A 25,095-nucleotide genomic window follows, 5' to 3' on the forward strand; every position below is an offset into this window, starting at 1 on the left:
TCTAAATGGAATATACATGAACATGCCCGACGCGCAGTCCCTGGCCAGCTGGATGAATCCAAGCCAGTGGCAATCCTGGATGTCCAACCCGGACGCCCTGGCAGGTGTTCCCATGCCCGGTGCCGCGCTGCTGCGCGACGCCGGTGCGACGGTGAAGCCGGAAGTACTGGACACCCTGAAGAACGAATACATGGCCGAATTCGGAGCACTGTGGCAGCAGCTCCTGGAAGGCAAGACGCCCGAGATCCGCGACCGGCGGTTCTCCGCCCCGGCATGGATCGCAAATCCCGTCACCGCGTTCAGCGCGGCGGCCTACCTGCTCAATGCCAAGTTCCTGCTGGCGATGGCCGACGCCGTCGAGGCGGCGCCCCAGCAACGGCAGAAGATCCGCTTCGCCCTGCAGCAGGTGGTCGATGCGATGTCGCCGGCGAACTTCCTGGCGACCAATCCGGAAGCCCAGCAGGCGCTGATCGAATCGAAGGGCGAAAGCCTGACCCGCGGCCTGAAGAACATGCTGGCCGACATGCAGAAGGGGCAGATTTCGCTGTCCGACGACAAGGCGTTCGAGGTCGGCCGCAACCTGGCCACGACCGAGGGCGACATCGTGCTGGAAACGCCGCTGTTCCAGCTGATCCAGTACCGGCCGCGCACGGAGACGGTCAGGCAGCGGCCGCTGCTGATGGTGCCGCCGTGTATCAACAAGTACTACATCCTGGACCTGCAGCCAAGCAATTCGCTGGTGCGCTACGCGGTCGAGCAGGGCAATACCGTGTTTCTTGTCTCGTGGCGCAATCCGGATGCCTCGCTGGCGAAGACGTCGTGGGACGACTACACCGAGCAGGGCGTGATCCGGGCCATCCGCGCCGTGCAGGACATCAGCGGGGAAGACACGCTGAACCTGCTGGGCTTCTGCGTGGGCGGCACGCTGCTGTCGACGGCGCTGGCGGTGCTGGCCGCGCGCGGCGAGCAGCCGGCAGCCAGCCTCACGCTGCTGACCACGTTCCTGGACTTTTCCGACACGGGCGTGCTGAGCGTGTTCGTCGACGAACCGCAGGTGCAGTTGCGCGAGCAGGCGCTGGGGCAGGGCGGCCTGATGCCGGGGCGCGACCTGGCCAGCACCTTCTCGAGCCTGCGTCCGAACGACCTGGTGTGGAATTATGTGCAGTCGAACTACCTGAAGGGCAACGAACCGGCCGCGTTCGATCTGCTGTACTGGAACTCCGATTCGACCAACCTGCCGGGCCCGATGTTCTGCTGGTACCTGCGCAATACGTACCTGGAGAACCGGCTGAAGGAGCCGGGCCGCCTGACGGTGGCCGGCGAGAAGGTCGACCTGACGACGATCGACGCGCCCGCCTTCATCTACGGATCGCGCGAAGACCATATCGTGCCGTGGACCTCCGCCTATGGCTCGATGAATATCCTCAACCCGGCGCGGCGCGACGCCAACCGCTTCGTGCTGGGCGCTTCCGGGCACATCGCCGGCGTCATCAATCCGCCATCGAAGAACAAGCGCAGCTACTGGGTCAACGACGACCGGCCGGAAAATCCCGATGCGTGGATGGCCGACGCCGTCGAGCATCCGGGCAGCTGGTGGCCCCTGTGGGCGGACTTCCTGGCCGAGCACGGCGGCGAGGACGTGCCAGCCCGCACGCAAGCCGGCAACGCCGACTACCCGCCGGTCGAGCCGGCGCCCGGCCGTTACGTCAAGGAAAAGGCTGATTAGGCCGGGAAAGCCACACGGACCGGAACAGTCTTTGTCCGGCGCTTATTTTCGTTGCGTTGCAATAAGCGCCATTCCGCCGGCCTCCGGGCCGGTTTTATTCCGGATTTCATGCCGGTTTCATCCTACTGCGTGCGCATATAGTGAAATTTTCACTCTATAATAGGGTGAGCAGGGCTAGTGAAAGCGAACTCTACGTTCGCTTTTTTTCGTTTTTTTCATGGCCCTTTTTGAAACCCACAAGGAATGCGCTGCGGCGCAAAATACGGAACTCGTGATGAGTAGTGTAAAGAAAACTGCCGAACGCCTGATCAAGAAGTATCCCAACCGCCGACTCTACGATACGCAGACCAGTTCCTATATCACGCTGACCGACGTGAAACAGCTCGTGCTGGACAATGAGCCGTTCACCGTGGTGGATGCCAAGTCGAACGAAGACCTGACCCGCAGCATCCTGCTGCAGATCATCCTGGAAGAAGAGGCGAGCGGCGCGCCGATGTTCTCGACGGACGTGCTGGCGCAGATCATCCGTTATTACGGCCATGCGATGCAGGGCATGATGGGCTCGTACCTGGAAAAGAATATCCAGGCCTTCACCGACATCCAGCGCCGCCTCACCACCGGCGCCGTGAATTTCGACGGCAAGACCTTCAGCCCGGAGATGTGGACGCAGTTCATGAACGTGCAGGCCCCGATCATGCAGGGCATGATGAACAACTACATCGACCAGAGCAAGAGCCTGTTCGTGCAGATGCAGGAACAGATGCAGAACCAGAGCAAGAACCTGTTCGGCGCCTTCCCGTTCGCCGTGCCGCCCGTCACGCCCCCCACTGACAAGAAATAACGTCACCCGCCTGCACCGCACCGGTGCAGGCGTCACATCCCCGCCAGCGACGTTACGCCCTCCGCCATCGCGCCTGTCACGATTCCGCTTGGTATTGTTGCCCTAAGCGGCGGCTTTTTTCAAGTCACGACAGGTTAAGTCTTATCCCACACAACGCGTGCGTTTACCCCAAGAGCGAACGGCCGGGGTCAGACCCGCCGGGGTGGAGCAGGGGTTTCGCGAAGCATGCTTCGCGCCTGCGGAACGATGCTGGCATGCATGCAAGCATTCCTTCCTGACCCCAGAATCGGCACTTGGGGTTCCAATGTGTGCTTTTCGCGACGACAGGAAACGTTTCCAAAAAAGTGTTTGACGCCGTAAAAAGGGGGCTGATAGTATTGGCAACAACAAGTGGAAGCGCTTCCACACCGATCCAGCCAAGGAGTGTCCGTGTTCAAGAAAGCATTGCATGCGCAGGTTGCCGAGACGTTCGACGTACCGCCCGATTCGGTCCTGTGGCGCCGGGACTTCCTGCTGGGCGTGGCCACCGCCGCCTACCAGATCGAAGGCGCGGTGGACGAAGATGGCCGCCTGCCGTCGATCTGGGATACCTTTTCGGCGACGCCCGGCAAGGTGCTGCGCGGCGACACGGGCGCCGTCGCCTGCGACCACTATCACCGCTGGCGCGACGATGTCGAGCTGATCGCCGCGCTGAACGTGGATGCCTACCGCCTGTCGATCGCCTGGCCGCGCGTGATGGACCGCGATGGCCGCGCCAACGAAAAGGGCATCGCCTTCTATCGCGAGCTGCTGCAGGTGTTGCGCGCCAGGGGCATCCGCACCTCCGTCACGCTGTACCACTGGGACCTGCCGCAGCACCTCGAGGATGCCGGCGGCTGGTGCAACCGGGCGACGGCCTACCGGTTCGCCGAGTATGCGGACCTGGTGAGCCGCGAGCTGGCCGGCCTGGTCGACTTCTGGTCGACGCTGAACGAGCCGTGGTGCTCGGCGATGCACGGCTACGGCACGGGCCACCACGCGCCGGGCCACACCAGCGTCACCGAGGCCAGCGCGGCGATGCACCACCTGCTGCTGGGCCATGGCCTGGCGCTGCAGGCGCTGCGCCGCAACGACCCGGACTCGCAGAAAGGCATCGTCGTCAACGTGGGACGCGGCACCACGGATGGCGATCGCCCCGAGGACCGCCGCGCCGCCGAACTGTTCGAGCTGCAGCACAATGACTGGGTGCTCGATCCGCTGCTGAAGGGCAGCTATCCCGCGCTGCTGTTCGAACAGCTGTGGCAGGGCGCCGAGCCGCCGGTGGAGGAGGGCGACCTGGCCATCATCGCCGCGCCGCTCGATTTCCTGGGCATCAATTACTACTTCCGCACCAATGTCCGCGGCGGCGACAAGGGCGGTTATGTCGAAGTGGACCTGGAAGGCGTGGAGCGCACCCAGATGGGATGGGAGGTGTATCCCGAAGGCCTGGCGCACCTGCTGGTCGGCTTCCACGAACGCTACGCCAGCCTGCCGCCCATCTACATCACGGAAAACGGCATGGCCTGCGACGACGAGGTGGTGGACGGCCGCGTCGTCGACGGCCAGCGCATCGCCTTCCTGAACCGCCACCTGGCGGCGGTGGACCGGGCCGTGAAGGCGGGCGTCGACGTGCGCGGCTACTACATCTGGTCGCTGATGGACAACTTCGAATGGGCCTTCGGCTACGAGCGGCGCTTCGGCATCGTCCATGTCGATTACGCCACGCAGCGGCGCACGGTCAAGCGCAGCGCGGAACTGGTGCGCGACTTCCTGGCGCGGCGCAACGGCCGATCCTGATTCCAGCCGGCAGCCTGTTTCACTTATCATTAGCATCCCATACCTATAAGGCGCCCCGATGCGCCATGGAGACGACATGAACAAGGCTACCCCCGGCGCCGTGGCGCGGGCCGCCGCCCTGGCGCTGGCATGGTCGCTGCCTCCGGCGCAGGCCACGCAGCAGCCGGCCGCGCCACAGCCATCCGCCAAGGCATCCGCCAGGGCGCCCGCCGGTGCTCCCCTGAAGGCCACCGTGTCGCACTGGTGGACTTCCGGCGGCGAGTCGGCCGCGATCCGCCAGTTCGCCGACGCCTACACCCGCGCCGGCGGCCAGTGGATCGACCAGGCGGTGGCCGGGGCCGACCAGTCGCGCGCCTCGACGATCAACCGCATCGTCGGCGGCAACGCGCCGGTGGCGGCGCAGTTCAACACCTCGAAGCAGTTCCGCGACATCGTCGACCAGGGCTTGCTGAACAACCTGGACGATGTCGCCGCGCGCGGCAACTGGGACAACATCCTGCCCCGCACCATCATCGACGCCATCAAGATCGACGGCCATTACTATGCCGCGCCGGTCGACATCCACATGCCCGCATGGTTCTTCTACTCGAAGGCGGCCTACGCGAAAGCGGGCATCCAGGCCGAGCCGAAGAGCTGGGAGGAGTTCGTGGCCCAGCTGGACCGGCTGAAGAAGGCCGGCCTGATACCGCTCGCATTCGGCGGCCAGGTATGGCAGGAAAAGATCGTCTTCGACGCCATCTTCGCGCTGGTCGGCGGCCCCGAGCTGTACCTCAAGATCTACCGCGACCGCGACCTGCGCGCCGTCGCGTCGCCGGCGTTCCGCGACGTGCTGGTCAAGTTCAAGGCGCTGCGCGCGTACACCGATCCCGGCTCGCCGGGCCGCAACTGGAACGATGCCACCGCGCTGGTGGTCTCGGGGCGCGCCGGCGTGCAGATCATGGGCGACTGGGCCAAGGGCGAATTCACGTCGGCCGGCCAGGTGGCGGGCAAGCACTTCGGCTGCTTCCCCGGCTTCGGCCCGCGGCCGCCGTACATGGTCGCGGGCGACGCGTTCGTGTTCCCGAAGACCGCCAAGCCGCAGATCGTACAGGCGCAGAAGCTGCTGGCGACCGTGATGACGGCGCCCGGCCCGCAGGCCGAGTTCAGCGCCCGCAAGGGTTCCATCCCGATCCGGCCCGACGTCGACATGAGCAAGCTCGATGTGTGCGCCCGCATGGGCATCAAGATCATGCAGGACAAGGCGCGCCAGCTGCCCAACGCCGAGATGCTGCTCGACCCGGACCTGAACGGGGCGCTGCAGGACGTGCTGACGAACTACTGGAACCGCAACGAGACGCCGGAACGCGCGCAGCAGGCGTTCGCCCAGGCGATCCGGGACAACACATGGTAGCCGCGCCGAAGAAGACGATGCGCACAACGTCTTTGGCAGCTTATCTTGCGCTGGTGCCGATGATCGTGACCGCGCTGGGCGCCTATGTGCTGACGATCCTGTGGACCGCGCGGGTCTCCGTGTCGTCCAGCCGCATCTTCCCGTCCGGCGACTTCGTCGGCCTCGGCCAGTACGAGCGGCTGTTCCGCAATGCCCGCTGGCTGCTGTCGCTGGAAAACCTGGCGATCTACGGCCTGCTGTTCATCGCCGCCTGCATGGTGCTGGGCTTCCTGCTGGCCGTGTTCATCGACCAGAAGGTGGCCGGCGAGGGCGTGCTGCGCACCGTGTTCCTGTATCCGTATGCGATGTCGTTCGTGGCCACGGGCCTGGTGTGGCAGTGGATCCTGAACCCCGAACTGGGCATCCAGCAGGTGGCGCGCCATCTCGGCTTCCGCGATTTCACGTTCGACTGGATCGTCCAGCAGGACAAGGTGCTGTTCACGATCGTCATCGCCACGGTCTGGCAGGCTTCGGGACTGGTGATGGCGCTGCTGCTGTCCGGCCTGCGCGGCATCGACGAGGAATTGTGGAAGGCCGCCCGCATCGACGGCATCCCGAAATGGCGGGTCTACCTGTCGATCGTGCTGCCGATGCTGTGGCCGTCGCTGTCGACCGCCTTCATCCTGCTGTTCGTGCTGGTCGTGAAGCTGTTCGACGCCGTGGTGGCGATGACGCAGGGCGGCCCCGGCACGGCCAGCGAAGTGCCGGCCAAGTTCATCATGGATTACCTGTTCGGCCGCGCCAATATCGGGCTGGCCTCCGCCGCCTCGATGGTACTGCTGCTCACGGTGCTGGCGATCGTCGCGCCGCTCTACTATGCGCGCCACAAGGCCCTGCAAAGGGGAGTGAAATGAACCGCGATATCGCCCTGAATGTGCCACAACCTGCACCACAACCCGTGCCGCATCCTTCTGCACGACCCGTGCCGCAACCGCCGCCACCGGCCACGCCACGGCCTGCGGACTCCCGCGCCGGCGCAGCGCTCACCCGCCCTCGCCGCAAGCAGGCGTACTTCACGCCAGCCCGCATCGGCATCTACCTGTTCCTCGTGACGGCCGCCATGTTCTTCCTGGTGCCCCTGTACGTGATGCTGGTGACGTCCGTGAAGCCGATGGCCGAGATCCGGCTCGGCAACATCTTCGCTCTGCCGATGGCGCCCACCCTGGCGCCCTGGCACAACGCCTGGCAGGCCGCCTGCACGGGCCTGGAATGCGAAGGCATCCGGGGCGGGTTCTGGAACTCCGTGAAGATCACCGTGCCCAGCGTGGTGCTGTCCATCGCGCTCGGCGCCGTGAACGGCTATGCGCTGTCGTTCTGGCGGCCGCGCGGCGCCAACGCGCTGTTCGCGGTGCTCATGATCGGCGCGTTCATCCCCGGCCAGGTAATGCTGTATCCGCTGGTGCGCGCGCTGGCCGCCGTGGAGCTGTACAGCAGCCTGCCGGGCATCGTGCTGGTCCACATCGTGTTCGGCATGCCGATGATGACGCTGCTGTTCCGGAACTACTATGCGTCGCTGCCGCAGGAGCTGTTCAAGGCGGCGCGCATCGATGGCGGCGGCTTCTGGCGCATCTTCTTCGAACTGATGCTGCCGATGTCGACGCCCGTGATCGTGGTCGCGATGATCATGCAGGTGACGAACATCTGGAACGATTTCCTGCTCGGCCTCGTGTTCGCGGGATCGGACAACCTGCCGATGACGGTCCAGCTCAACAACATCATCAACACCACGACGGGCGAGCGCCTGTACAACGTGAACATGGCAGCCACGATCCTCACGTCGCTCGTGCCGCTCGCCCTGTATTTCTTTTCCGGCCGCTGGTTCGTCCGCGGTATCGCCAACGGTGCAGTGAAGGGGTAAGACATGGCCAACGTTTCCATCCGCAACCTGCAGATCCAGCTGGGCGCCAACCGGGTCATCGATGCGCTCGACCTGGAAGTGGGCGCCGGCGAATTCATCGTGCTGCTCGGCCCCTCGGGCTGCGGCAAGTCGACCCTGCTGCACAGCATCGCCGGCCTGAACGACGCCGCCGGCGGCAGCATCTGCATCGGCGGGCGCGACATGACATACGCCGACCCCAAGGACCGCGGCATCGCGCTGGTGTTCCAGTCATACGCGCTGTACCCGACCATGAACGTCGAGCGCAACATGTCGTTCGGCCTGCGCATCAACGGCACGCCGAAGGCGGAGATCGCCCGGCGCGTGACCCGCGCCGCCGAGATGCTGCAACTGGGCCCGCTCCTCAAGCGCAAGCCCGGCGAGCTGTCCGGCGGGCAGCGCCAGCGCGTGGCGATCGGCCGCGCCATCGTGCGCGAAGCCGACGTGTTCCTGTTCGATGAACCGCTGTCGAACCTGGACGCGAAGCTGCGCACCGAGCTGCGCCGCGAGCTGAAGGCGCTGCACCGGCAGCTGGGCGCCACGATGATCTACGTGACCCACGACCAGGTCGAGGCGATGACGCTGGCCGACCGGATGGCCGTCATGAAGGGCGGCGTGATCCAGCAGTTCGACACGCCCGACGCGATCTACCGGGCGCCGGAAAACCTGTTCGTGGCGGGCTTCCTCGGTTCGCCCGGCATGAACCAGTTCCACGGCCGCCTCGACACGGCGAACGGCATCCGCTTCGACAACGGCCACATGGCGCTGGACCTGTCGCACTATCCGTTCCGCCAGGCGCCCGCGCACGGCCAGCCAGTGGTGCTGGGTGTGCGGCCGGAGGACGTGCACGTCGCCGCCGATGGCGCCTTCGCGGCACCCGTCACGCTGGTCGAGGCGATGGGCGCCCACCGCGTGGTGTGGCACAGCTTCCATGGCACCCAGGTGGCCGCGATCGTGCAGGACGACCGCCCCGGCGGCGCGTTTTCCCTGAACACCGGCCAGGCGTCGCTGTTCGACACGGCGACCGGCCAGCGCCTGTAGCACCAGTCCACCGATACGCAGTACCGGCCGCGCGAGCGGCATGCACCGTCGCGCGCGCACGGCAGGCCGGCTCGCGCCCGGCATTTCACCTGAAGCTTGCTGTACCCGCGGGGCCCCCCGCACGCCCCATCCACCAACCGGAAGAAGAGGACAGGCAAATGAAACAGATGAGGAAGAGCGCGCTGGCGCTGGCCATCGCCGCGGCGATCGGCACCCCCGCGGCGCAGGGACAGACCACAGCCCAGGCGCAAACCACAGCGGCCGGCGACAACGCCATGGCACAGGGCGGCGTCGAGCGCATCGTCGTGACGGCCAACCGGCGGGACCAGCTGGTGCAGGACACGCCGCTGGCCGTCTCCGCGTTCACGCAGGACACGCTGCAGAACAACCAGGTAAAAGACCTGGCATCGCTGACGGCGCTGGTACCGAGCCTGGTCGTGGAGCCGCACAGCGATTCCGGCGGCGTGCACGTCTACATGCGGGGCGTCGGCTCGGCGAACCACACGGAGCTGGGCGACCCGGCCGTGGCCTTCTATGTCGACGGCATCTACCTGCCGCGGCCGCAGGGCGCCACGGCGCTGATGTACGACCTGTCGCACGTGGAGGTGGCGCGCGGCCCGCAAGGCACGCTCAATGGGCGTAACTCGACGGCCGGCGCCGTCAATCTCGTGTCCGCCGCGCCGAACACGCAGAAGCTGATGGGCTCCGCTTCCGTCACGTTCGGCAACCATCACCGCATCCAGACGCAGGGCATGATCAACATCCCGTTCAGCGAGAATGTCGCACTGCGCGTGGCGGCGATCAAGGACAGCCATGACGGCTACGTGGACTTCGCGCGCGGCTCGAACGTGCCGCCCGGCGCCGACAAGTACGGCGCGCAGGACCAGGCCGGGGCGCGCGCCACGCTGCTCTGGAAGATCCTGCCGACCTTGCGGGCCACCTTCATCGCCGACTATTACGAGGACAAGGGCGCCGGCAGCGTGTACCTGGCCATCGAACCGGGCAACCGCGACCGCTGGAGCACCGTGATCGACACGCCCGGCACGCTGGACCAGTCCATCACCACCTACAAGACCAAGTGGAACTGGGCGCTGAACGACGCCGTGGACGTGCAGTACCTGGGCAGCTGGAGCCGGCTCGAACGCAGCAATGCCAGCGACGCCGATGCCGGCCTGTTCCTCGGCTTCAAGGCCGAGAACCGCACCGAATGGGGACAGTTCGACAGCCACTCGAACGAGCTGCAGTTCCGCTCCGCCGAGGGTGGCGCGATCGAATGGGTGGCGGGCCTGTTCGAGTTCGGCGAGAAGAACAAGATCCGCTTCGACATCGACCGCAGCCAGATTTCCGAGGCGGCCCTGCAGCAGGACCTTGCCGCCGGCAACGTGATCTTCGTCCAGCCCACTGTCGGCCAGTACGCCTCGGCGATGACGTTCATCCAGGGCGACCGGCAGCTGAAGTCGAAAGCCGTGTTCGCCCAAGGCAGCTACAACCTCGACGAGCGCACCAAGCTGACGGCCGGCGCGCGCTATACGAAGGACCACAAGTTCGACCGGGGCGGCCAGAACTGGGCCTGCCCGAACTGGCCCGACAACGCGCCGCGCGGCGCCACGGTGCTGACGCCGAACCAGGTGGCCCAGCTGGTCACGCCCGGGACGGGCCTGATCAACACCCACAACATCGGCCCCGGCGGCATCGTCACCGCCGCCAACTGCGGCAATACGCCGGGCGACAACACGGCGGACCTGAAGTACGGCCAGGCCACGTGGCTGGGCCGCGCCGAGTACAAGCCGGCGCCCGGCATCCTTGCCTTCGCCTCGGTCACGACGGGTTTCCACTCGCCGGCGATCGGCGACGGCGGCGCGACGACCAGGCCGGAAAAGCTGACCAGCTACGAGCTCGGCTTCAAGTCCGACCTGCTGGGCCGCACGCTGACCCTGAACCTGGATGCGTTCTGGATGAAGTACAAGGACAAGCTGGAATCGCAGGTGGTCAACAACACGCTGCAGAACTTCAACGCGGCCGGCGCCGCCGTGAAAGGGATCGAGGCGGAATTCGCGTGGGGGCCTACGCCTGCCGCGCGCATTTCCGGCAACGCCACGTGGCTCGACGCGACCTACGACAGCTTCCTGTCGTGCGATGTCGACGCGGCGCGGGCCAACGGGCAAGCGTGCGGCACCACGGCACCCACCGAGGACGTGGGCGGCTCGAAGCTGAAGCACGCGCCGCGCTTCGCGACGACGCTGATGGCCGAGCACGATTTCACGCTGCGGGGCGGGCGCCTGACGCCGCGTGCCCAGGCGCACTTCGAGACCGAATCCTTCGTCGGCGCCGGCGCGTTCAACCGCGACGTGCCCGGCCATCCCGGCGTCAAGCAGCAGCCGTCGTACACGACGGTGGACCTGTCGCTGCGCTGGGAACCGCTGGACAAGGCTTACACGGCCGAGCTGTTCGTCAACAATGCCACCGACAAGGAAGTGAAGTTCGACGCGATCGAGGTGTGCACCCAGGTCGGCGCGCCATGCCAGCCGAACCAGCAGATCTGGGCGGCCTACTACAACCAGCCGCGCACGTTCGGCGCGCGGTTGTCGATGAAGTTCTGAGCCTCGACGGCGGCCACGGCGCGGCTTATGCCGCCGTGGTTGCTGCGGGACCGACCGAATCGCGCATCGTCACCGTGGCCGGAAACTCGCGCACGATCGGGTAGCTCGTGCCGTAGCACTGGTTGGCCAGCCAGCGCACGGCATTCTGCGTGAGCTCGCGGATCGGGATGTGGATCGACGTGAGGCCCGGCGCCGTGAAGGCGGCGGAATAATCGTCGTCGTAGCCGATCACGGACACCTCGCCGGGCACGCGCACGCCTTGCCGGTGCAGGCAGGCCAGCGCGCCGACCGCCATTTCATCGTTTGCGCAGAACAGCGCCGTGAAAGGCCGGCCGGCCGCGAGCAGTGCCTCGGCCGAGGCAAACCCGCCTTCCCGCGAAAAATCGGCATCGATGCGCTGCACGGCGCCGGCGGCGATGCCGGCCATCGCCAGTTCGGCGAAGAAGCCCTGCAGGCGCGCCGCGTTGTCGGTGGCGCCCTGCGGGCCGGCGATGACGGCGATCCGGCGGTGGCCGTGCTGGAGCAGGGTGCGCGCGGCCAGTGCGCCACCGGCGCGGTGGTCCGGGCAGAACGACGAGTCGGGCAGTGCGGGATGGGCGCGGTTCAGGAAGGCGATGCGGGGATGCAGTTCGTGCAGCATCGCCACGTCGTCGTCGCGCATGTCGTGGCCCAGCACCACGATGCCGTCGCAGTCGCGGCCGATCAGGAACTTGACGGCCTCGATGGCTTCCTCGCGCGGCGGCAGCGGCCCGCAGCCTGTCGCGACCACCACGTGCCGGCGCAGCGCGCGCAGCTCCACGTCGGTCTGTTTCAGGATGGTGCCGTAGTAGGCGCCGAAGAAGGTGGGGGCGAAGATGCCGATCATGCCCAGCGATTGTGCCGACAGCGAGCGGCCGATGGAGGAAGGGCGGAAGTTCAGCTGCTCGACGGCCGCGCTGACGCGGCGCAGCGCATCGGCGGAAACGGGGCCGGCACCGGAAATCGCACGCGATGCGGTCGACATGCCGACACCGGCGAGGGCTGCGACATCCTTCAGCGTGGCCACACGAACTCCCTGGATTGCGAGGAGGTATGGTAGCACGTGGCCCGTTCGGGTAAAATAGCCGATTGGTCCGAACATTCGTTGACACTTGAACATGCAATCTCAGCCACTTTCCCGTCTTCCCAAGCCCGCCGATGGATCGCCAGCACAAGGTACGCCAGCACCGAAGGTGGGTTTCGTCTCGCTCGGCTGCCCGAAGGCGCTGGTCGATTCCGAACAGATCCTCACGCAGCTGCGCGCGGAAGGGTACGACACCGCCAAGTCGTACGCCGGCGCCGATCTCGTGATCGTCAACACCTGCGGCTTCATCGATGCGGCGGTCCAGGAATCGCTGGACGCCATCGGCGAAGCGCTGGCCGAGAACGGCAAGGTCATCGTCACCGGCTGCCTGGGCGCCAAGAAGGATGCCGATGGCAGTGACCTGATCCAGAAGATCCACCCGAAGGTGCTGGCCGTGACCGGCCCGCATGCGGTGGGCGAAGTGATGTCGCAAGTGCACACCCACCTGCCCAAGCCGCACGAGCCGTTCATCGACCTCGTGCCGCCGCAGGGCGTGAAGCTGACGCCGAAGCACTATGCCTACCTGAAGATCTCGGAAGGCTGCAACCACCGCTGCTCGTTCTGCATCATCCCGTCGATGCGCGGCGACCTCGTGTCGCGCCCGATCGGCGAACTGATGATCGAAGCGGAAAACCTGTTCAAGGCCGGCGTCAAGGAACTGCTGGTGATTTCGCAGGACACCTCGGCCTACGGCATCGACGTCAAGTTCCGCTCCGGCTTCTGGAATGGCCGCCCGGTGAAGACGCACATGACGCAGCTGACCGAAGCGCTGGGCCAGCTGGCCAGGCAGTACGGCGCCTGGGTGCGCCTGCACTACGTGTACCCGTACCCGCACGTGGACGAGATCATCCCGATGATGAGCGGCGGCCATGTGCTGCCTTACCTCGACATACCGATGCAGCATGCCCACCCGGAAGTACTCAAGCGCATGAAGCGCCCGGCGTCGGGCGAGAAGAACCTGGAGCGCATCCTGAAATGGCGCCAGATGAACCCGGACCTGACGATCCGCTCGACCTTCATCGCCGGCTTCCCCGGTGAGACGGAAGCCGAGTTCGAGTACCTGCTGGACTTCCTGAAGGAAGCGCAGATCGACCGCCTGGGCTGCTTCGCCTATTCGCCGGTGGAGGGCGCGACCGCCAACGAGATCGCCAACCCGGTCCCGGAGGAAGTGCGCGAAGAGCGCCGCGGCCGCGTGATGCTGCTGCAGGAAGAGATCTCGAAGGCGCGCCTGAAGGCCAAGGTCGGCAAGACCATCAAGGTGCTGATCGACGAACTCACCCCGTCCGGCGCGATCGGCCGCTCGGCCGCCGATGCGCCCGAGATCGACGGCGTGGTGCACGTGAAGAAACCGTTCGAGCCGCACAAGAAGCTGGCAGTCGGGCAGTTCTTCGACGTCGAGATCACCCGCGCCGACGCGCATGATTTGTGGGGGGAATCCTGAGCCCAGTGGGCTCAGGATTCCGACTGGCCGAGTTACCCCCGGCCGCCTGGAAGTAACGGCTACAATGAAAGGCGGACCATCATGGTCCGCCTTTTTTTATCCCGCGCCGTTATTCCGCGCTGATTTCCCGCGCTGTTTTTCCCGCGCTGTTCTCCTGATTTTTTCGCCCGATCCGACGCCGACATGACGACCAAGACCATCTCCCCGCAAACCTCGCTGATCCACTCCGATTACCAGCCGCCGGCCGGCTTCGGCGCCTTCCCGCCCGCCATCCACCACGCCTCGACGGTGCTGTTCCCGAACGTGGCGGCGCTCCGCTCGGGTAACTGGAAGGACAAGAGCGCCTATACGTACGGCCTGCACGGCACGCCCACCACGTTCACGCTGGAAGCGCGGCTGGCGGAGATCGAGGGCGGTACCGATTGCCTGCTGGCGCCTTCCGGCCTCGCCGCCATCGCGATGGTCGACTTCGCGCTGCTGAAGACGGGCGACGACATCCTCCTGCCCGACAATATCTACAACCCGAACCGCGTGCTGGGCAACTGGCTGCAGGAGTCGATGGGTATCACGGCACGCTATTACAACCCGTTGGCCGGTGCCGGCATCGCGGAGCTGATCCGCCCGAACACGCGCCTGATCTGGACCGAGGCGCCCGGTTCCGTGTCGATGGAAGTGCCGGATCTGCCGGCGATCTGCGCCGCCGCGAAGGCCAGGGGCGTGGTGGTCGCGCTGGACAACACCTGGTCCGCCGGCATCGCGCTGCGCGCCTTCGACCTGGGCGTCGACATCGTCGTGCAGGCGCTGACGAAGTACCAGTCCGGCGGCGCGGATGTGCTGATGGGCGCAGTCATCACGCGCGGCACCGGCCAGGACGGTGGCCTGCACGACAGGCTGTCGCTGTCGCACATGCGGCTCGGCTATGGCGTCGGTGCCGACGACGCCTACCTCGTGATGCGCGGCCTGCCGACCATGAAACTGCGCTTCGATGCGCACGATGCCGGGGCCCGCAAGGTCGCCGCGTGGCTGAAGGAGCGGCCGGAAATCTCGAAGGTGCTGCACCCGGCATTCGCCGATTGTCCGGGACACGAAACGTGGAAGCGCGACTTCACCGGCGCCGGCGGCCTGTTCTCGGTGCTGTTCGACGCGCGCTATACGGAGGAGCAGACCGACCGCTTTGTCGATTCCCTGAAGCTGTTCGAGATCGGCTACAGCTGGGGTGGACCGAACAGCCTGTGCATTCCGTACCGCATCCAGGCGATGCGGCGTGGCTGGCCGGACAGTGGCACCCTCGTGCGCTTCAACATCGGCCTGGAAGAGCCGGACGACCTGATTGCCGATATCGAAGCGGCACTGGCAACGCTGTAGCCCTTAGTTCGGGGCTATCGCCACGATGGAGTAAATCAATCGATCGCGACCTTTCAATCGATGGCCCCGCCTGCTTTAATGAAGAACGTAAGTCCATAAAAGGAGAAGTCTGCCAGCCCTTCATCGATAACTACAAGGAGGAGTCATGAAAGCTTCACGCGGTCTTGTCATCGGCGCCGGCGCCATTGCGCTTGCATTGATCCCGGCGCTGGTGTGGACGCAGGACGGCAAGCCCAAGCCGCCGCCCGCGCAAACGCCGACCAGCTACATGAAGGTCGACATCACCGAACCCTTTCATGTGACGATGGAGCGGATGAAGGCGGCACGGCCGGCCATCGAGCGCCGCCAGCAGGAACTGCTGGCGCAGCGCTACGACATGGCCAACCGGCCCGCGGCGGGCGTGACCATGTTCCGGGGCAAACCGGTACAGGAAGGAGTCAGGGTCAGGCTGCCGAAGGGAGTGACATGGCAGTCTCTCGCCGCGATGAGCCCCGAGGATATCCGGGCCAGGGGCGTATATCCGGCCGGCTTCCTGCCGCTGTCGCACCCGAACCATCCGGAAGGCGGCATGCTGTTCCCGCAATTCCATATCGACGAGATCCTCCGGCAGGAGCGCCGCGACCTGAACCGCTTCGACCTGTCGTTCGATTTGCCCGACCACGTACTGCCGGAATTCCCGGCCCCGATGTTCCTGACCACGCACCCGGAAATGGGCGACGTGACGAAGGGCCGGCTGCTGACGATCGATAACTACTACGAGATCTTCAACGGCCTGCTGAACCCCAAGCAGATCGAAGGCCTGCGCCTGCTGCTCACGCCATTCCCGCAGCAGCAGTTCAACCAGACGGAAGACCGGCGCTCGGCCCGGCCCAGCATGGGCGTGTCGTGCTTCGACTGCCACTCCAACGGCCATACCAACGGTTCCAATCACCTGGTCGGCGATATCCGGCCGCAGGAGCTGCGCCACCGCATCGAAACGCCGACCCTGCGCGGCGTGAGCGTGCAGCGCCTGTTCGGTTCGCAGCGGGCGCTGAAGACGGTCGAGGACTTCACCGAGTTCGAACAGCGCGCCGCGTATTTCGACGGCGACCCCGTGATCGCCACGAAGAAGGGCGTCAACATCCTCGAGCGGGGCAGCCAGGTGCACTTCATGGCCGAATTCCAGGCATTGATGGATTTCCCGCCGGCGCCGAAACTGAACGTGTACGGCAAGCTCGATCCGAAGAAGGCCACCGCCCAGGAGTTGCGCGGCGAGGCGGTCTTCAACGGCAAGGGCCAGTGCGTGGCCTGCCACGCGGCGCCGTACTACACGGACAACCTGATGCACGACCTGAAGACCGAGCGGTTCTACAAGGTGCAGATGGTGAACGGCATGAAGGCCGTCGGCGACGGGAAGATCAAGACCTTCCCGCTGCGGGGCATCAAGGAATCGCCGCCGTACCTGCACGACGGGCGCCTGATCACGCTGGAAGATACTGTGGAGTTCTTCAACCTCGTGCTGGAGACGAAGCTGACGGATGGGGAGAAGGCCGACCTGGTGGCGTTCCTGCGGGTGCTGTAGGCCGTCGCCTGAAGTAGCTAGCGCAACGGCTGGTTGGCCACGAATCAGCGGCTGGCCGGACACGGCTGGTGTCGGACACTTTTTCGCACAGCGAAAAGGTGTCGGACACCGGTTTCAAATACCTCAAACCTGCGTCACACCGGCTCGTTGTTGTTCAGCGCGATGAAGCCGCGGATCAGCCGGTAAGCCTTCCAGACCCACGCGCCGACCCAGATGATCCAGGCGAACAGGATGCCGATGATCGTGGCGAACAGCACCCAGCCGATCGCCATCCAGACGAAATACCACCAGAACGAGCGGATTTGCCAGCCGTGGTGGCTGTGCACGAAGGTGCCCGCCGTCTCCGGCCGCTTCACGTAGTTCAGGATCAGCGGAATGAAGGAGAACAGGCCGAGCGTGAACAGAAAGCTGACGGCATGCGCCACGTACAGCCACCATGCCCAGCTCTTGGCCGAGTCGGTGCGGGCATCGAGAACCAGGTCCTGGACCATTTGCACACTCCCTGTCTTGAAGGATGAAAGGAAGGCACAGTCTATAGCAATTTTGCCAAGCCCGGCGCGCAGCGAGCGGCTACGCCAGCGCCAACCTCACAGGCTGCGCCCGTCGTAATGCTGGACGGGGATCGCGTCGAGGTCGATGTCGTCGATGCAGCGGAGGTTGATCGCCGCCGTCGCATTGCCGTTCGGGTCGGAGCCTTCGCCATACGGATGGATGCCGCAGGCCGGGCAGAAACGGTGCCGGATCACGTGCTTGTTGAACAGGTACGTGGCCGCGTTGTCTTCCGGCGTCGTCACCTTCAGCTGGTCGCGCGCCACGAACCACAGCAGCGATCCCTTGCGCCGGCAGATCGAGCAGTTGCACGCCAGTGCGCCATCGATCGTGCCTTCGACTTCGAACGCCACCTTGCCGCAGTGGCAGCTTCCCTTGTAAAGCATGGCTCCTCCGTGGATTGAACAGCAATGGCCTGATGGTCAGGCTGATCGTCGAGCTGATGGTCAGGATTGGTCGCTGCTGGCGTATTCGGCCGCGGCCTTGGCGGACCACATCGCTTCCTTTTCCGAAGGATAGGGTTCGTCGTAGCCTTCGACGCTGCCGTCGTCGCCGATGAACCACAGCGTCCAGCCGCCTTCGACCTGCTGGATGGCGATGTCGCCGGGGCGGCAATGGGTAGCGGGTTCCTCGCCGGTATCGAGGGTGACGATGCGGGTGCGCCGGTGCTTGATCGTGGTGGGCATGATTATTGGTATTGACGCAGGTAGGCCAGCAGGTTGGCGATCTTGCGCTCGTCGGAATAACCCCACAGGCGCATCTTCGTGCCCGGCACGACGTCGTCCGGATCGCGCAGGAACGCGGCCAGGGTCTTGTCGTTCCAGACGATCGGCGACTTCTTCATCGCGGCGGAATAGGCATATTGCGTGCTGCCGGCGCGGCGGCCGAACAGCTTGTTGAGGTGCGGGCCGAACGCGTTGCGGGCGCCGGGCCCCACCTGGTGGCACGAGGCGCACACCCGGAACGCGGCCGCGCCGGCCTTCGGGTCGGCAGCGGGAGCGGCGTTGGCATTCAGGGCAGGCAGCATGGCAATCAACAGCGCAGGGACGTGGACAAGACCGGATCGTTTCATGGCGCGACGTTTCATGGCCCGATTATAGACCCGGGCGGGCCGCCTGTGCGCCGTCCAGCGGGTCCGCCTGCTACAGTTGGCATTCCTTCAACGAAGCGCATGGACCATGGATACGCACCGACTTGCCGACAACATCAAGCATCTCGCCGGCTGGCTGCTGGTCACCTTCGCCGCCGCCGCGCTGGGCGCCTGGGCCTCGCAGGACGCGCCGCGGTTCTACGCGCAGCTGGACAAGCCGGATTGGGCGCCGCCCGCCGGCGTGTTCGGCCCGGCATGGACGGTGCTGTACCTGCTGATGGCGATCGCCGCCTTCCTGGTGTGGCGCACCCGGGGCTTTTCGACGGCACCCCGCACGCTCGGCCTGTACCTCGTGCAGCTGGCCGCCAACGCGCTGTGGAGCTGGCTGTTCTTCGGCTGGCACCTGGGTGCCGCCGCGTTCGCGGAAGTGCTGGTGCTGTGGGCGCTGATCCTGGCCACCACGGTCGCGTTCTGGAAGGCGCGCCGCATCGCCGGCGTCCTGCTGCTGCCTTACCTCGCCTGGGTCACGTACGCCAGCGCGCTGACGTTCGCCTGCTGGCAGCGCAACCCGCAATTGCTGGGGTAGCGCCACCCCTGGACGGAAGCGCCGCCGTTGTCTATGCTCCCCGGATTACATTGGAGAAGAGACATGAGCGGACCCCTGGCTGGCATCAAGGTAATTGAAATCGGCGCACTGATCGCGGCGCCGTTCGCGGCGCGGCTGATGGCCGAATTCGGCGCGGACGTCATCAAGATCGAGGCGCCCGGCGACGGCGACCCGATCCGCAAGTGGCGCAAGCTGCACAATGGCACGTCGCTGTGGTGGTACCTGCAGTCGCGCAACAAGCGCTCGATCGCGCTGAACCTGAAGAGCGCGGACGGCATCGCCATCGTCAAGCGCCTGCTCGAGGATGCCGACGTGCTGATCGAGAACATGAAGCCCGGTGCGCTGGAGAAGCTCGGTCTCGGCTGGGACGTGCTGCATGCGCTGAATCCAAAACTGACGATGGTGCGCATTTCCGGCTACGGCCAGACCGGCCCTTACAAGGACCGGCCGGGCTTCGGCGCCATCGGCGAGGCGATGGGCGGCATTCGCTACACCACGGGAGAAGCAGGCGGCGTGCCGGCCCGGGTCGGCGTCAGCCTGGGCGATTCGCTGGCGTCGCTGCATGCGGTGATGGGGGCGCTGATGTCTGTGCTGCGCGTGAAGACGGGGCAGGGCGACGGCCAGGTGGTCGACGTGTCGCTGGTCGAGAGCGTGTTCAACCTGATGGAAAGCCTGGTGCCGGAATATGACCTGCTGGGCCACGTGCGCGAACGCAGCGGCGGCGCCTTGCCGGGCATCGCGCCATCCAATACCTATCCCACGCGCGACGGCGCCTACGTCGTCATCGCCGGCAACAGCAATCCGATCTACAAGCGGCTGATGGCCGTGATCGGACGGCAGGACCTGGCCGACGACCCGCAATTCGCGCAGAACGACGGCCGCGCCGCGCAGGCCGCGCTGATCGATGCCGCGATCGCCGGTTGGACGTCGCGCCATCCGATCGAGCACGTGCTGGCGGAGCTGGAAGCGGCCGACGTGCCGGCCGGCCGCATCTACTCGGTGGCCGACATCGTCGCCGATCCGCACTACCAGGCGCGCGACATGATCCTGCGCCACACCCTGCCGGACGGTGTCGAGGTGGCGATGCCGGGGATCGTGCCGAAGCTGTCGGAAACGCCGGGCGCGGTGCGCTGGCAGGGCCCGGCGCTGGGCGAGCATACCGATGCCGTGCTGGCCCAGCTGGGCATGACGGCGGCCGATATTGCCCGGTTGCGGGAGAACGGCGCGGTGCAGTAGGTTACAGGGCCGGCGCGATGCCGGCCGGTTACGCGAATGGGGCGCCTGATTGAAAGCGCATGCACTCACCCCAACGGCGAAGGGCTGGGGTCGGACCCGGCGGGGTGCAGCAGGGGTTTCGCGAAGCATGCTTCGCGCCTGCGGAACGATGCCGGCATGCATGCCGGCATTCCTTCCTGACCCCGGAATTTGCACTTGGGGGAAGCTTGTCTAAGCGGCATCAGTGTCCGACACCGAAGGACCGGTGTCCGACACCAGGCCGCGAACGCCGCCAGCCGCATCGACCACCGCTGCCGGACGGCCTGGTCGTCCCGAACCCGGCGGGGCAGCTCAGTCCAGCAAATTGAGGATGCCGTCCAGCCCCACGTAGTTCAGCGCCACCGTGGCCTGCTCGCGCACGACCGGCTTGGCGCGGAACGCCACCGACATGCCGGCGATCCCCATCATCTTCAGGTCGTTGGCGCCATCGCCCATCACGATCGCCTGGTCCGGCGAAATGCCCAGCGTGGCGCAGACCTGCTCGACGGTCGCGCGCTTGGCCTCGGCGTCGACGATATCGCCCAGCACCTTGCCGGTCAGCTTGCCGTCGACGATTTCCAGCTGGTTGGCGCGGGTGAAGTCCAGGCCCAGCATCGGTTTCAGGCGGTCGGTGAAATAGGTGAAGCCGCCGGACACCAGCAGCGTCTTCAGTCCGGCAGCCTGCACGGCCTTGAGCATGCGTTCGGCGCCGGGGGAGAGGCGCAGCCGTTCCTCGAACACGCGCTCCAGCGCCGAAGCATCGAGTCCTTCGAGCAGCGCCACGCGGCGGCGCAGGCTTTCCGAGAAATCCAGTTCGCCGCGCATGGCCGCCTCGGTGATCGCCGCGACCTGCGGCTTCAGGCCCTGCATGTCGGCGATCTCGTCGATGCATTCGATGGTGATCAGCGTGGAATCCATGTCCATCGCCACCAGTTTGAAGTCGGCCAGGCGCTGCGCGCCCATCATGTACGTGGCGTCCAGCTCGGCCGCATGGGCGGCCACCTCGATGGTCTGGCGCAGCGCGGGCGAAAAGGCGATGCCTTCGCAGCGCAGCGCCGTATCGGAAATGCGCGTGACGCGCTGCGGCGCGGTCAGCGCCGCGATGCGCTCGAGGCGCGGATAACAGTCGTCGAGCCCTTGCAGGACGAGGTTCATGGTGACGTCTTGTACTTGATTCATCGGGCTGGATTGGTCCGGCTAGGTTCAGGGGGAAGTCAATTGTTTGATGGCGGTCTTGATCTGCGCGACGCGTGCCGCCAGGTCGGGCATGCTCGCGGTGATCTTCAGCTTGTCCTGCCCGTTCAGCTTGATGTGCTTGTGCTTCTGGATCAGGGTGATGATGCGCATCGGGTCGATGGGCGGCTGCGGCATGAATTGCAGGTTCGCTGCTTCTCCGTGGGCATCGATTTTAACAATACCGACGGTCTTTGCGGCAACTCGCAGCCGGTGCGTTTCCACCAGCGCCTTGGCCGGTTCCGGCAGCTTGCCGAAACGGTCGATCAATTCTTCCTGCAGGCCGTCGAGCGCTTCCTGCGATTCGCAGTTGGCCAGCCGCTTGTAGATCGACAGGCGCTCGTGCACGTCGCCGCAGAAGTCGGCCGGCAGCAGCGCCGGCACGTGCAGGTTGATCTCGGTGGTGGTGGCCAGCGGCGCCGCCAGGTCCGGCTCCTTGCCGGCCTTCAGCGCGCGCACGGCTTCGTTCAGCATGTCGGTGTACAGCTGGAAGCCCACTTCGAGCATTTCGCCCGACTGGCTTTCGCCCAGCACTTCGCCGGCACCGCGGATTTCCAGGTCGTGCATGGCGAGATAAAAACCGCTGCCCAGTTCTTCCATCTGCTGGATCGCGTCGAGCCGGCGCTGCGCCTGCTTCGACAGCGACTGCACGTCGTTCACCAGCAGGTAGGCATAGGCCTGGTGGTGCGAACGGCCGACCCGGCCGCGCAACTGGTGCAGCTGGGCCAGGCCGAACTTGTCGGCACGGTGCATGATGATGGTGTTCGCGGTGGGCACGTCGATACCGGTCTCGATGATCGTGGTGCACAGCAGGATGTTGTAGCGCTGCGCCACGAAGTCGCGCATCACCTTTTCCAGGTCGCGCTCGTGCATCTGGCCGTGGGCGACTGCGATGCGTGCCTCGGGCACCAGCTCGGTCAGTTGCGCCAGCCGGTTCTGGATGGTCTCCACTTCGTTGTGCAGGAAGTACACCTGGCCGCCGCGCTTCAGTTCGCGCAGGATCGCCTCGCGGATGATCGAGCCATCCTCGCTGCGCACGAAGGTCTTGATGGCCAGGCGCTTTTGCGGCGCCGTGGCGATCACGGAAAAGTCGCGCAAGCCTTCCAGCGCCATGCCCAGCGTGCGGGGAATCGGCGTGGCCGTCAGCGTCAGTACGTCCACTTCGGCGCGCAGCGACTTCAGCGCTTCCTTCTGGCGCACGCCGAAGCGGTGTTCCTCGTCGATGATGACAAGGCCCAGGCGGGTGAACTTCACGTCTTCCGACAGCAGCTTGTGGGTACCGATCACGATGTCCAGCGTGCCGTCGGCCATGCCCTTGATCGCGGTGGCGATTTCCTTGCCGGTGCGGAAGCGCGACATCTCGGCGATCTTCACGGGCCAGTCGGCGAAGCGGTCGGCGAAGGTCTGCGCATGCTGCTCGGCGAGCAGCGTGGTCGGTGCCAGGATCGCCACCTGCTTGCCGCCCATCACGGCGATGAAGGCCGCGCGCAGCGCCACCTCGGTCTTGCCGAAGCCGACGTCGCCGCACACCAGCCGGTCCATCGGCTTGCCGGAGGTCATGTCGCGGATCACGTTGAGGATCGCGGCCGCCTGGTCCGGCGTTTCGTCGAAGCCGAAACTTTCGGCGAAACGCTCGTAGTCGTGCGACGAGTATTCGAAGGCATGGCCCTGGCGCGCGGCGCGCCGGGCATACAGGTTGAGCAGCTCGGCCGCCGTGTCGCGCACCTGTTCGGCGGCCTTGCGCTTGGCCTTGTCCCACTGGCCGGAGCCCAGCGCGTGCAGCGGCGCATCTTCCGGCGCGCCGCCCGAGTAGCGCGAGATCACGTGCAGCTGCGAGACCGGCACGTACAACTTCGTGTCCTTGGCGTACTCCAGGTGCAGGAACTCGGTTTCGCCTTCGCCCAGGTCCATGCTCACCAGGCCCATGTAGCGGCCGATGCCGTGGTTGATGTGCACCACCGGGTCGCCGATCTTCAGCTCGGACAGGTCGCGCACCATCGACTCGACCTGCGTGACGGCTTCCTGCTTCTTCTTGCCGACGCGCCGCCCCGAGCCGGCATAGATCTCGGTCTCGGTGACGAATACCAGCGTCTCGGCACCGGCGTGCAGTTCGAAGCCGGCCTGCAGCGGCGCCACGCCCAGCACGATGCGGTCGTGCGAGGCCAGGAAGCCGCCGAAACCGTCGACCAGGGCCGGGTGCAGGTCGAATTCGGCGAAGTACTGCTGCAGCGTTTCGCGGCGGCCCGCCGAATCGGCGCAGATCATCACGCGCAGGTCCGGCCGCATCACGTAGGCGCGCAGGTTGGTCAGCGGATCGTCCAGGTGGCGGTTGACGGCGATGTTCGGCACCGGCGCCGACAGCTCGGACGGCTCGCCATCGAGGCTCTTGCCGATCGTGATGCGGGCATGCCGCTTGGCGCACGTGAAGAACGCCTCGTCGCGCAGGAAGATCGCTTCCGGCGGCAGGATGGGGCGCTCGCGGTCCGCCTTCAGGAATTTGTAGCGGCTTTCGGTATCGCCCCAGAAACGGCGGATCGCGCCATCGATGTCGCCCACCAGCGCCAGTGCCGCGCCGTCCGGCAGGTAGTCGAACAGCGTGGCCGTCTCCTCGAAGAACAGCGGCAGGTAGTATTCGATGCCGGCCGAGGCGATGCCGCTCTTGATGTCCTTGTAGACCACCGAGCGCGAAGGGTCGCCTTCGAAGGTTTCGCGCCAGCGGCTGCGGAACGTGGTGCGCGCCGCTTCGTCCATCGGGAATTCGCGGCCCGGCAGCAGCCGCACCTCGTGCACCGGATACAGCGAGCGCTGGGTGTCGGCATCGAAGGTGCGGATGGTTTCAATGGTGTCGCCGAACAGGTCGAGCCGGTAGGGCAGGGCGGAGCCCATCGGGAACAGGTCGATCAGGCCGCCGCGCACCGAGTATTCGCCGGGCGACATCACCTGCGTCACGTGCGTGTAGCCGGCCAGTGTCAGCTGGGCTTTCAGCCGGCCTTCGTCGAGCGACTCGCCCTTCTTGAAGAAGAAGGTGTAGGCGGCCAGGAACGACGGCGGCGCCATGCGCACCAGCGCCGTGGTGGCGGGCACCAGCAGCACGTCGCACTGGCCGCTGCGGATCTCGTGCAGCGTGGCCAGCCGCTCGGACACCAGGTCCTGGTGCGGCGAGAAGGCGTCGTAGGGCAGGGTTTCCCAGTCCGGCAGCAGGTGGCAGCGCAGGGCGGACGCGAACCAGGGAATCTCGTCGAGCAGCCGCTGGCCATCGCTGGCGCTGGCCACGATGACGGCCAGCATGCGGCCTTCGTTCTTCAGTTGCAGCGCCGCCTGTGCCAGCGCGTAGGAATCGGCGGAACCATACAGCGCGGGCAGCGCGAAGCGGTTGCCGGGTTTGGGAAGTGCTCGTGTAAAGTCGAAGGGCATGCGGCGGGAGGGCTGGCGTGACTGCTGACTGTGGTGGCTGACGATGGTTGTTGACGAAGCTTATTGACGAAGATTACTGACGAAAACTGCTCACGTGGATCGTACTGACGGTGCTTGCCGATGCTGCGGCGATCGCCGGCGTCACCGCGAT

20 protein-coding genes are annotated in these 25,095 nt (G+C 65.9%); 13 read left to right on the plus strand and 7 right to left on the minus strand.

The window, feature by feature from the left end:
* Positions 1 to 16 precede the first annotated feature (16 nt).
* The 8 genes from phaC to OU994_RS16100 all read left to right on the plus strand — a co-directional run bounded on the left by phaC (position 17) and on the right by OU994_RS16100 (position 11,328).
* A complete protein-coding gene (gene phaC, locus OU994_RS16065; RefSeq protein WP_281606665.1) occupies positions 17 to 1,726 on the plus strand; it encodes a class I poly(R)-hydroxyalkanoic acid synthase in 1,710 nt (569 codons plus the stop codon).
* A gap of 274 nt (positions 1,727 to 2,000) precedes the next feature.
* On the plus strand, positions 2,001 to 2,567 hold the full coding sequence (gene phaR, locus OU994_RS16070) for a polyhydroxyalkanoate synthesis repressor PhaR (protein ID WP_281606666.1): 567 nt from the start codon (positions 2,001 to 2,003) through the stop codon (positions 2,565 to 2,567).
* Between the two features lie 429 nt (positions 2,568 to 2,996).
* A complete protein-coding gene (locus OU994_RS16075; protein ID WP_281606667.1) occupies positions 2,997 to 4,382 on the plus strand; it encodes a GH1 family beta-glucosidase in 1,386 nt (461 codons plus the stop codon).
* A 76-nt stretch (positions 4,383 to 4,458) separates the two neighbouring features.
* Positions 4,459 to 5,772, plus strand: a complete 1,314-nt coding sequence (locus tag OU994_RS16080; protein WP_281606668.1) for an ABC transporter substrate-binding protein — start codon at positions 4,459 to 4,461, stop codon at positions 5,770 to 5,772.
* 17 nt (positions 5,773 to 5,789) lie between these two features.
* On the plus strand, positions 5,790 to 6,665 hold the full coding sequence (locus OU994_RS16085) for a carbohydrate ABC transporter permease (protein ID WP_281606669.1): 876 nt from the start codon (positions 5,790 to 5,792) through the stop codon (positions 6,663 to 6,665).
* Positions 6,662 to 7,669 carry a carbohydrate ABC transporter permease gene (locus tag OU994_RS16090; RefSeq protein WP_281606670.1) on the plus strand — a complete coding sequence of 336 codons (1,008 nt, stop codon included), beginning with the start codon at positions 6,662 to 6,664 and terminating at the stop codon, positions 7,667 to 7,669. The genes OU994_RS16085 and OU994_RS16090 overlap by 4 nt, the downstream gene beginning before the upstream one ends.
* Before the next feature lie 3 nt (positions 7,670 to 7,672).
* Positions 7,673 to 8,728, plus strand: a complete 1,056-nt coding sequence (locus tag OU994_RS16095) for an ABC transporter ATP-binding protein (RefSeq protein ID WP_281606671.1) — start codon at positions 7,673 to 7,675, stop codon at positions 8,726 to 8,728.
* 158 nt (positions 8,729 to 8,886) lie between these two features.
* On the plus strand, positions 8,887 to 11,328 hold the full coding sequence (locus OU994_RS16100; protein ID WP_281606672.1) for a TonB-dependent receptor: 2,442 nt from the start codon (positions 8,887 to 8,889) through the stop codon (positions 11,326 to 11,328).
* Positions 11,329 to 11,353: 25 nt separating this feature from the next.
* Here OU994_RS16100 and OU994_RS16105 read toward each other — a convergent pair whose 3' ends face one another.
* The gene (locus tag OU994_RS16105) at positions 11,354 to 12,373 is read right to left on the minus strand and encodes a substrate-binding domain-containing protein (protein WP_281606673.1); all 1,020 of its coding nucleotides are present in this window, start codon (positions 12,371 to 12,373) and stop codon (positions 11,354 to 11,356) included.
* A 91-nt stretch (positions 12,374 to 12,464) separates the two neighbouring features.
* Here OU994_RS16105 and rimO point away from each other — a divergent pair, with 91 nt between their 5' ends.
* The 3 genes from rimO (at position 12,465) to OU994_RS16120 (ending at position 16,797) form a co-directional block, all read left to right on the plus strand.
* Positions 12,465 to 13,871 carry a 30S ribosomal protein S12 methylthiotransferase RimO gene (gene rimO, locus OU994_RS16110; RefSeq protein ID WP_281606674.1) on the plus strand — a complete coding sequence of 469 codons (1,407 nt, stop codon included), beginning with the start codon at positions 12,465 to 12,467 and terminating at the stop codon, positions 13,869 to 13,871.
* Positions 13,872 to 14,054: 183 nt separating this feature from the next.
* Positions 14,055 to 15,236, plus strand: a complete 1,182-nt coding sequence (locus tag OU994_RS16115) for a cystathionine beta-lyase (protein WP_281606675.1) — start codon at positions 14,055 to 14,057, stop codon at positions 15,234 to 15,236.
* A gap of 145 nt (positions 15,237 to 15,381) precedes the next feature.
* Positions 15,382 to 16,797 (plus strand): hypothetical protein, encoded by a 1,416-nt coding sequence (locus OU994_RS16120; protein WP_281606676.1) that lies wholly within the window; start codon positions 15,382 to 15,384, stop codon positions 16,795 to 16,797.
* Between the two features lie 134 nt (positions 16,798 to 16,931).
* On the opposite strand, the gene OU994_RS16125 is transcribed toward OU994_RS16120, so the two are convergent.
* From OU994_RS16125 to OU994_RS16140, 4 genes are all read right to left on the minus strand, one after another.
* Positions 16,932 to 17,288, minus strand: coding sequence for a hypothetical protein (locus OU994_RS16125; RefSeq protein ID WP_281606677.1), 357 nt, complete (start codon positions 17,286 to 17,288; stop codon positions 16,932 to 16,934).
* Positions 17,289 to 17,384: 96 nt separating this feature from the next.
* Positions 17,385 to 17,732 (minus strand): GFA family protein, encoded by a 348-nt coding sequence (locus OU994_RS16130; protein ID WP_281606678.1) that lies wholly within the window; start codon positions 17,730 to 17,732, stop codon positions 17,385 to 17,387.
* A 60-nt stretch (positions 17,733 to 17,792) separates the two neighbouring features.
* Positions 17,793 to 18,032, minus strand: a complete 240-nt coding sequence (locus OU994_RS16135) for a hypothetical protein (protein ID WP_281606679.1) — start codon at positions 18,030 to 18,032, stop codon at positions 17,793 to 17,795.
* A gap of 2 nt (positions 18,033 to 18,034) precedes the next feature.
* The gene (locus OU994_RS16140) at positions 18,035 to 18,373 is read right to left on the minus strand and encodes a cytochrome c family protein (RefSeq protein ID WP_281606680.1); all 339 of its coding nucleotides are present in this window, start codon (positions 18,371 to 18,373) and stop codon (positions 18,035 to 18,037) included.
* 151 nt (positions 18,374 to 18,524) lie between these two features.
* Between OU994_RS16140 and OU994_RS16145 the strand changes: the two genes are divergently transcribed.
* Both OU994_RS16145 and OU994_RS16150 read left to right on the plus strand, forming a co-directional pair.
* On the plus strand, positions 18,525 to 19,022 hold the full coding sequence (locus OU994_RS16145) for a TspO/MBR family protein (protein WP_281606681.1): 498 nt from the start codon (positions 18,525 to 18,527) through the stop codon (positions 19,020 to 19,022).
* A gap of 63 nt (positions 19,023 to 19,085) precedes the next feature.
* On the plus strand, positions 19,086 to 20,279 hold the full coding sequence (locus tag OU994_RS16150; RefSeq protein WP_281606682.1) for a CaiB/BaiF CoA-transferase family protein: 1,194 nt from the start codon (positions 19,086 to 19,088) through the stop codon (positions 20,277 to 20,279).
* A 330-nt stretch (positions 20,280 to 20,609) separates the two neighbouring features.
* On the opposite strand, the gene serB is transcribed toward OU994_RS16150, so the two are convergent.
* Positions 20,610 to 21,452 carry a phosphoserine phosphatase SerB gene (serB, locus tag OU994_RS16155; protein ID WP_131145997.1) on the minus strand — a complete coding sequence of 281 codons (843 nt, stop codon included), beginning with the start codon at positions 21,450 to 21,452 and terminating at the stop codon, positions 20,610 to 20,612.
* A gap of 48 nt (positions 21,453 to 21,500) precedes the next feature.
* On the minus strand, positions 21,501 to 24,944 hold the full coding sequence (gene mfd / locus OU994_RS16160) for a transcription-repair coupling factor (RefSeq protein WP_281606683.1): 3,444 nt from the start codon (positions 24,942 to 24,944) through the stop codon (positions 21,501 to 21,503).
* Between the last annotated feature and the right edge of the window lie 151 nt (positions 24,945 to 25,095).

This window comes from Pseudoduganella sp. SL102 (assembly GCF_027856995.1).
Lineage (GTDB): Bacteria > Pseudomonadota > Gammaproteobacteria > Burkholderiales > Burkholderiaceae_D > Rugamonas > Rugamonas albidiflava.

Bases quoted from the DNA above. Each gene is read 5' to 3' on its own strand.
- OU994_RS16145 (WP_281606681.1), top strand. From the start codon at position 18,525: ATGGATACGCACCGACTTGCCGACAACATCAAGCATCTCGCCGGCTGG.
- OU994_RS16080 (WP_281606668.1), top strand. From the start codon at position 4,459: ATGAACAAGGCTACCCCCGGCGCCGTGGCGCGGGCCGCCGCCCTGGCG.
- mfd (WP_281606683.1), bottom strand. From the start codon at position 24,944: ATGCCCTTCGACTTTACACGAGCACTTCCCAAACCCGGCAACCGCTTC.
- OU994_RS16090 (WP_281606670.1), top strand. From the start codon at position 6,662: ATGAACCGCGATATCGCCCTGAATGTGCCACAACCTGCACCACAACCC.
- OU994_RS16150 (WP_281606682.1), top strand. From the start codon at position 19,086: ATGAGCGGACCCCTGGCTGGCATCAAGGTAATTGAAATCGGCGCACTG.
- phaC (WP_281606665.1), top strand. From the start codon at position 17: ATGAACATGCCCGACGCGCAGTCCCTGGCCAGCTGGATGAATCCAAGC.
- serB (WP_131145997.1), bottom strand. From the start codon at position 21,452: ATGAACCTCGTCCTGCAAGGGCTCGACGACTGTTATCCGCGCCTCGAG.
- OU994_RS16085 (WP_281606669.1), top strand. From the start codon at position 5,790: ATGCGCACAACGTCTTTGGCAGCTTATCTTGCGCTGGTGCCGATGATC.
- OU994_RS16100 (WP_281606672.1), top strand. From the start codon at position 8,887: ATGAAACAGATGAGGAAGAGCGCGCTGGCGCTGGCCATCGCCGCGGCG.
- OU994_RS16095 (WP_281606671.1), top strand. From the start codon at position 7,673: ATGGCCAACGTTTCCATCCGCAACCTGCAGATCCAGCTGGGCGCCAAC.
- rimO (WP_281606674.1), top strand. From the start codon at position 12,465: ATGCAATCTCAGCCACTTTCCCGTCTTCCCAAGCCCGCCGATGGATCG.
- OU994_RS16135 (WP_281606679.1), bottom strand. From the start codon at position 18,032: ATGCCCACCACGATCAAGCACCGGCGCACCCGCATCGTCACCCTCGAT.
- OU994_RS16115 (WP_281606675.1), top strand. From the start codon at position 14,055: ATGACGACCAAGACCATCTCCCCGCAAACCTCGCTGATCCACTCCGAT.
- OU994_RS16140 (WP_281606680.1), bottom strand. From the start codon at position 18,373: ATGCTGCCTGCCCTGAATGCCAACGCCGCTCCCGCTGCCGACCCGAAG.
- OU994_RS16130 (WP_281606678.1), bottom strand. From the start codon at position 17,732: ATGCTTTACAAGGGAAGCTGCCACTGCGGCAAGGTGGCGTTCGAAGTC.
- OU994_RS16120 (WP_281606676.1), top strand. From the start codon at position 15,382: ATGAAAGCTTCACGCGGTCTTGTCATCGGCGCCGGCGCCATTGCGCTT.
- phaR (WP_281606666.1), top strand. From the start codon at position 2,001: ATGAGTAGTGTAAAGAAAACTGCCGAACGCCTGATCAAGAAGTATCCC.
- OU994_RS16125 (WP_281606677.1), bottom strand. From the start codon at position 17,288: ATGGTCCAGGACCTGGTTCTCGATGCCCGCACCGACTCGGCCAAGAGC.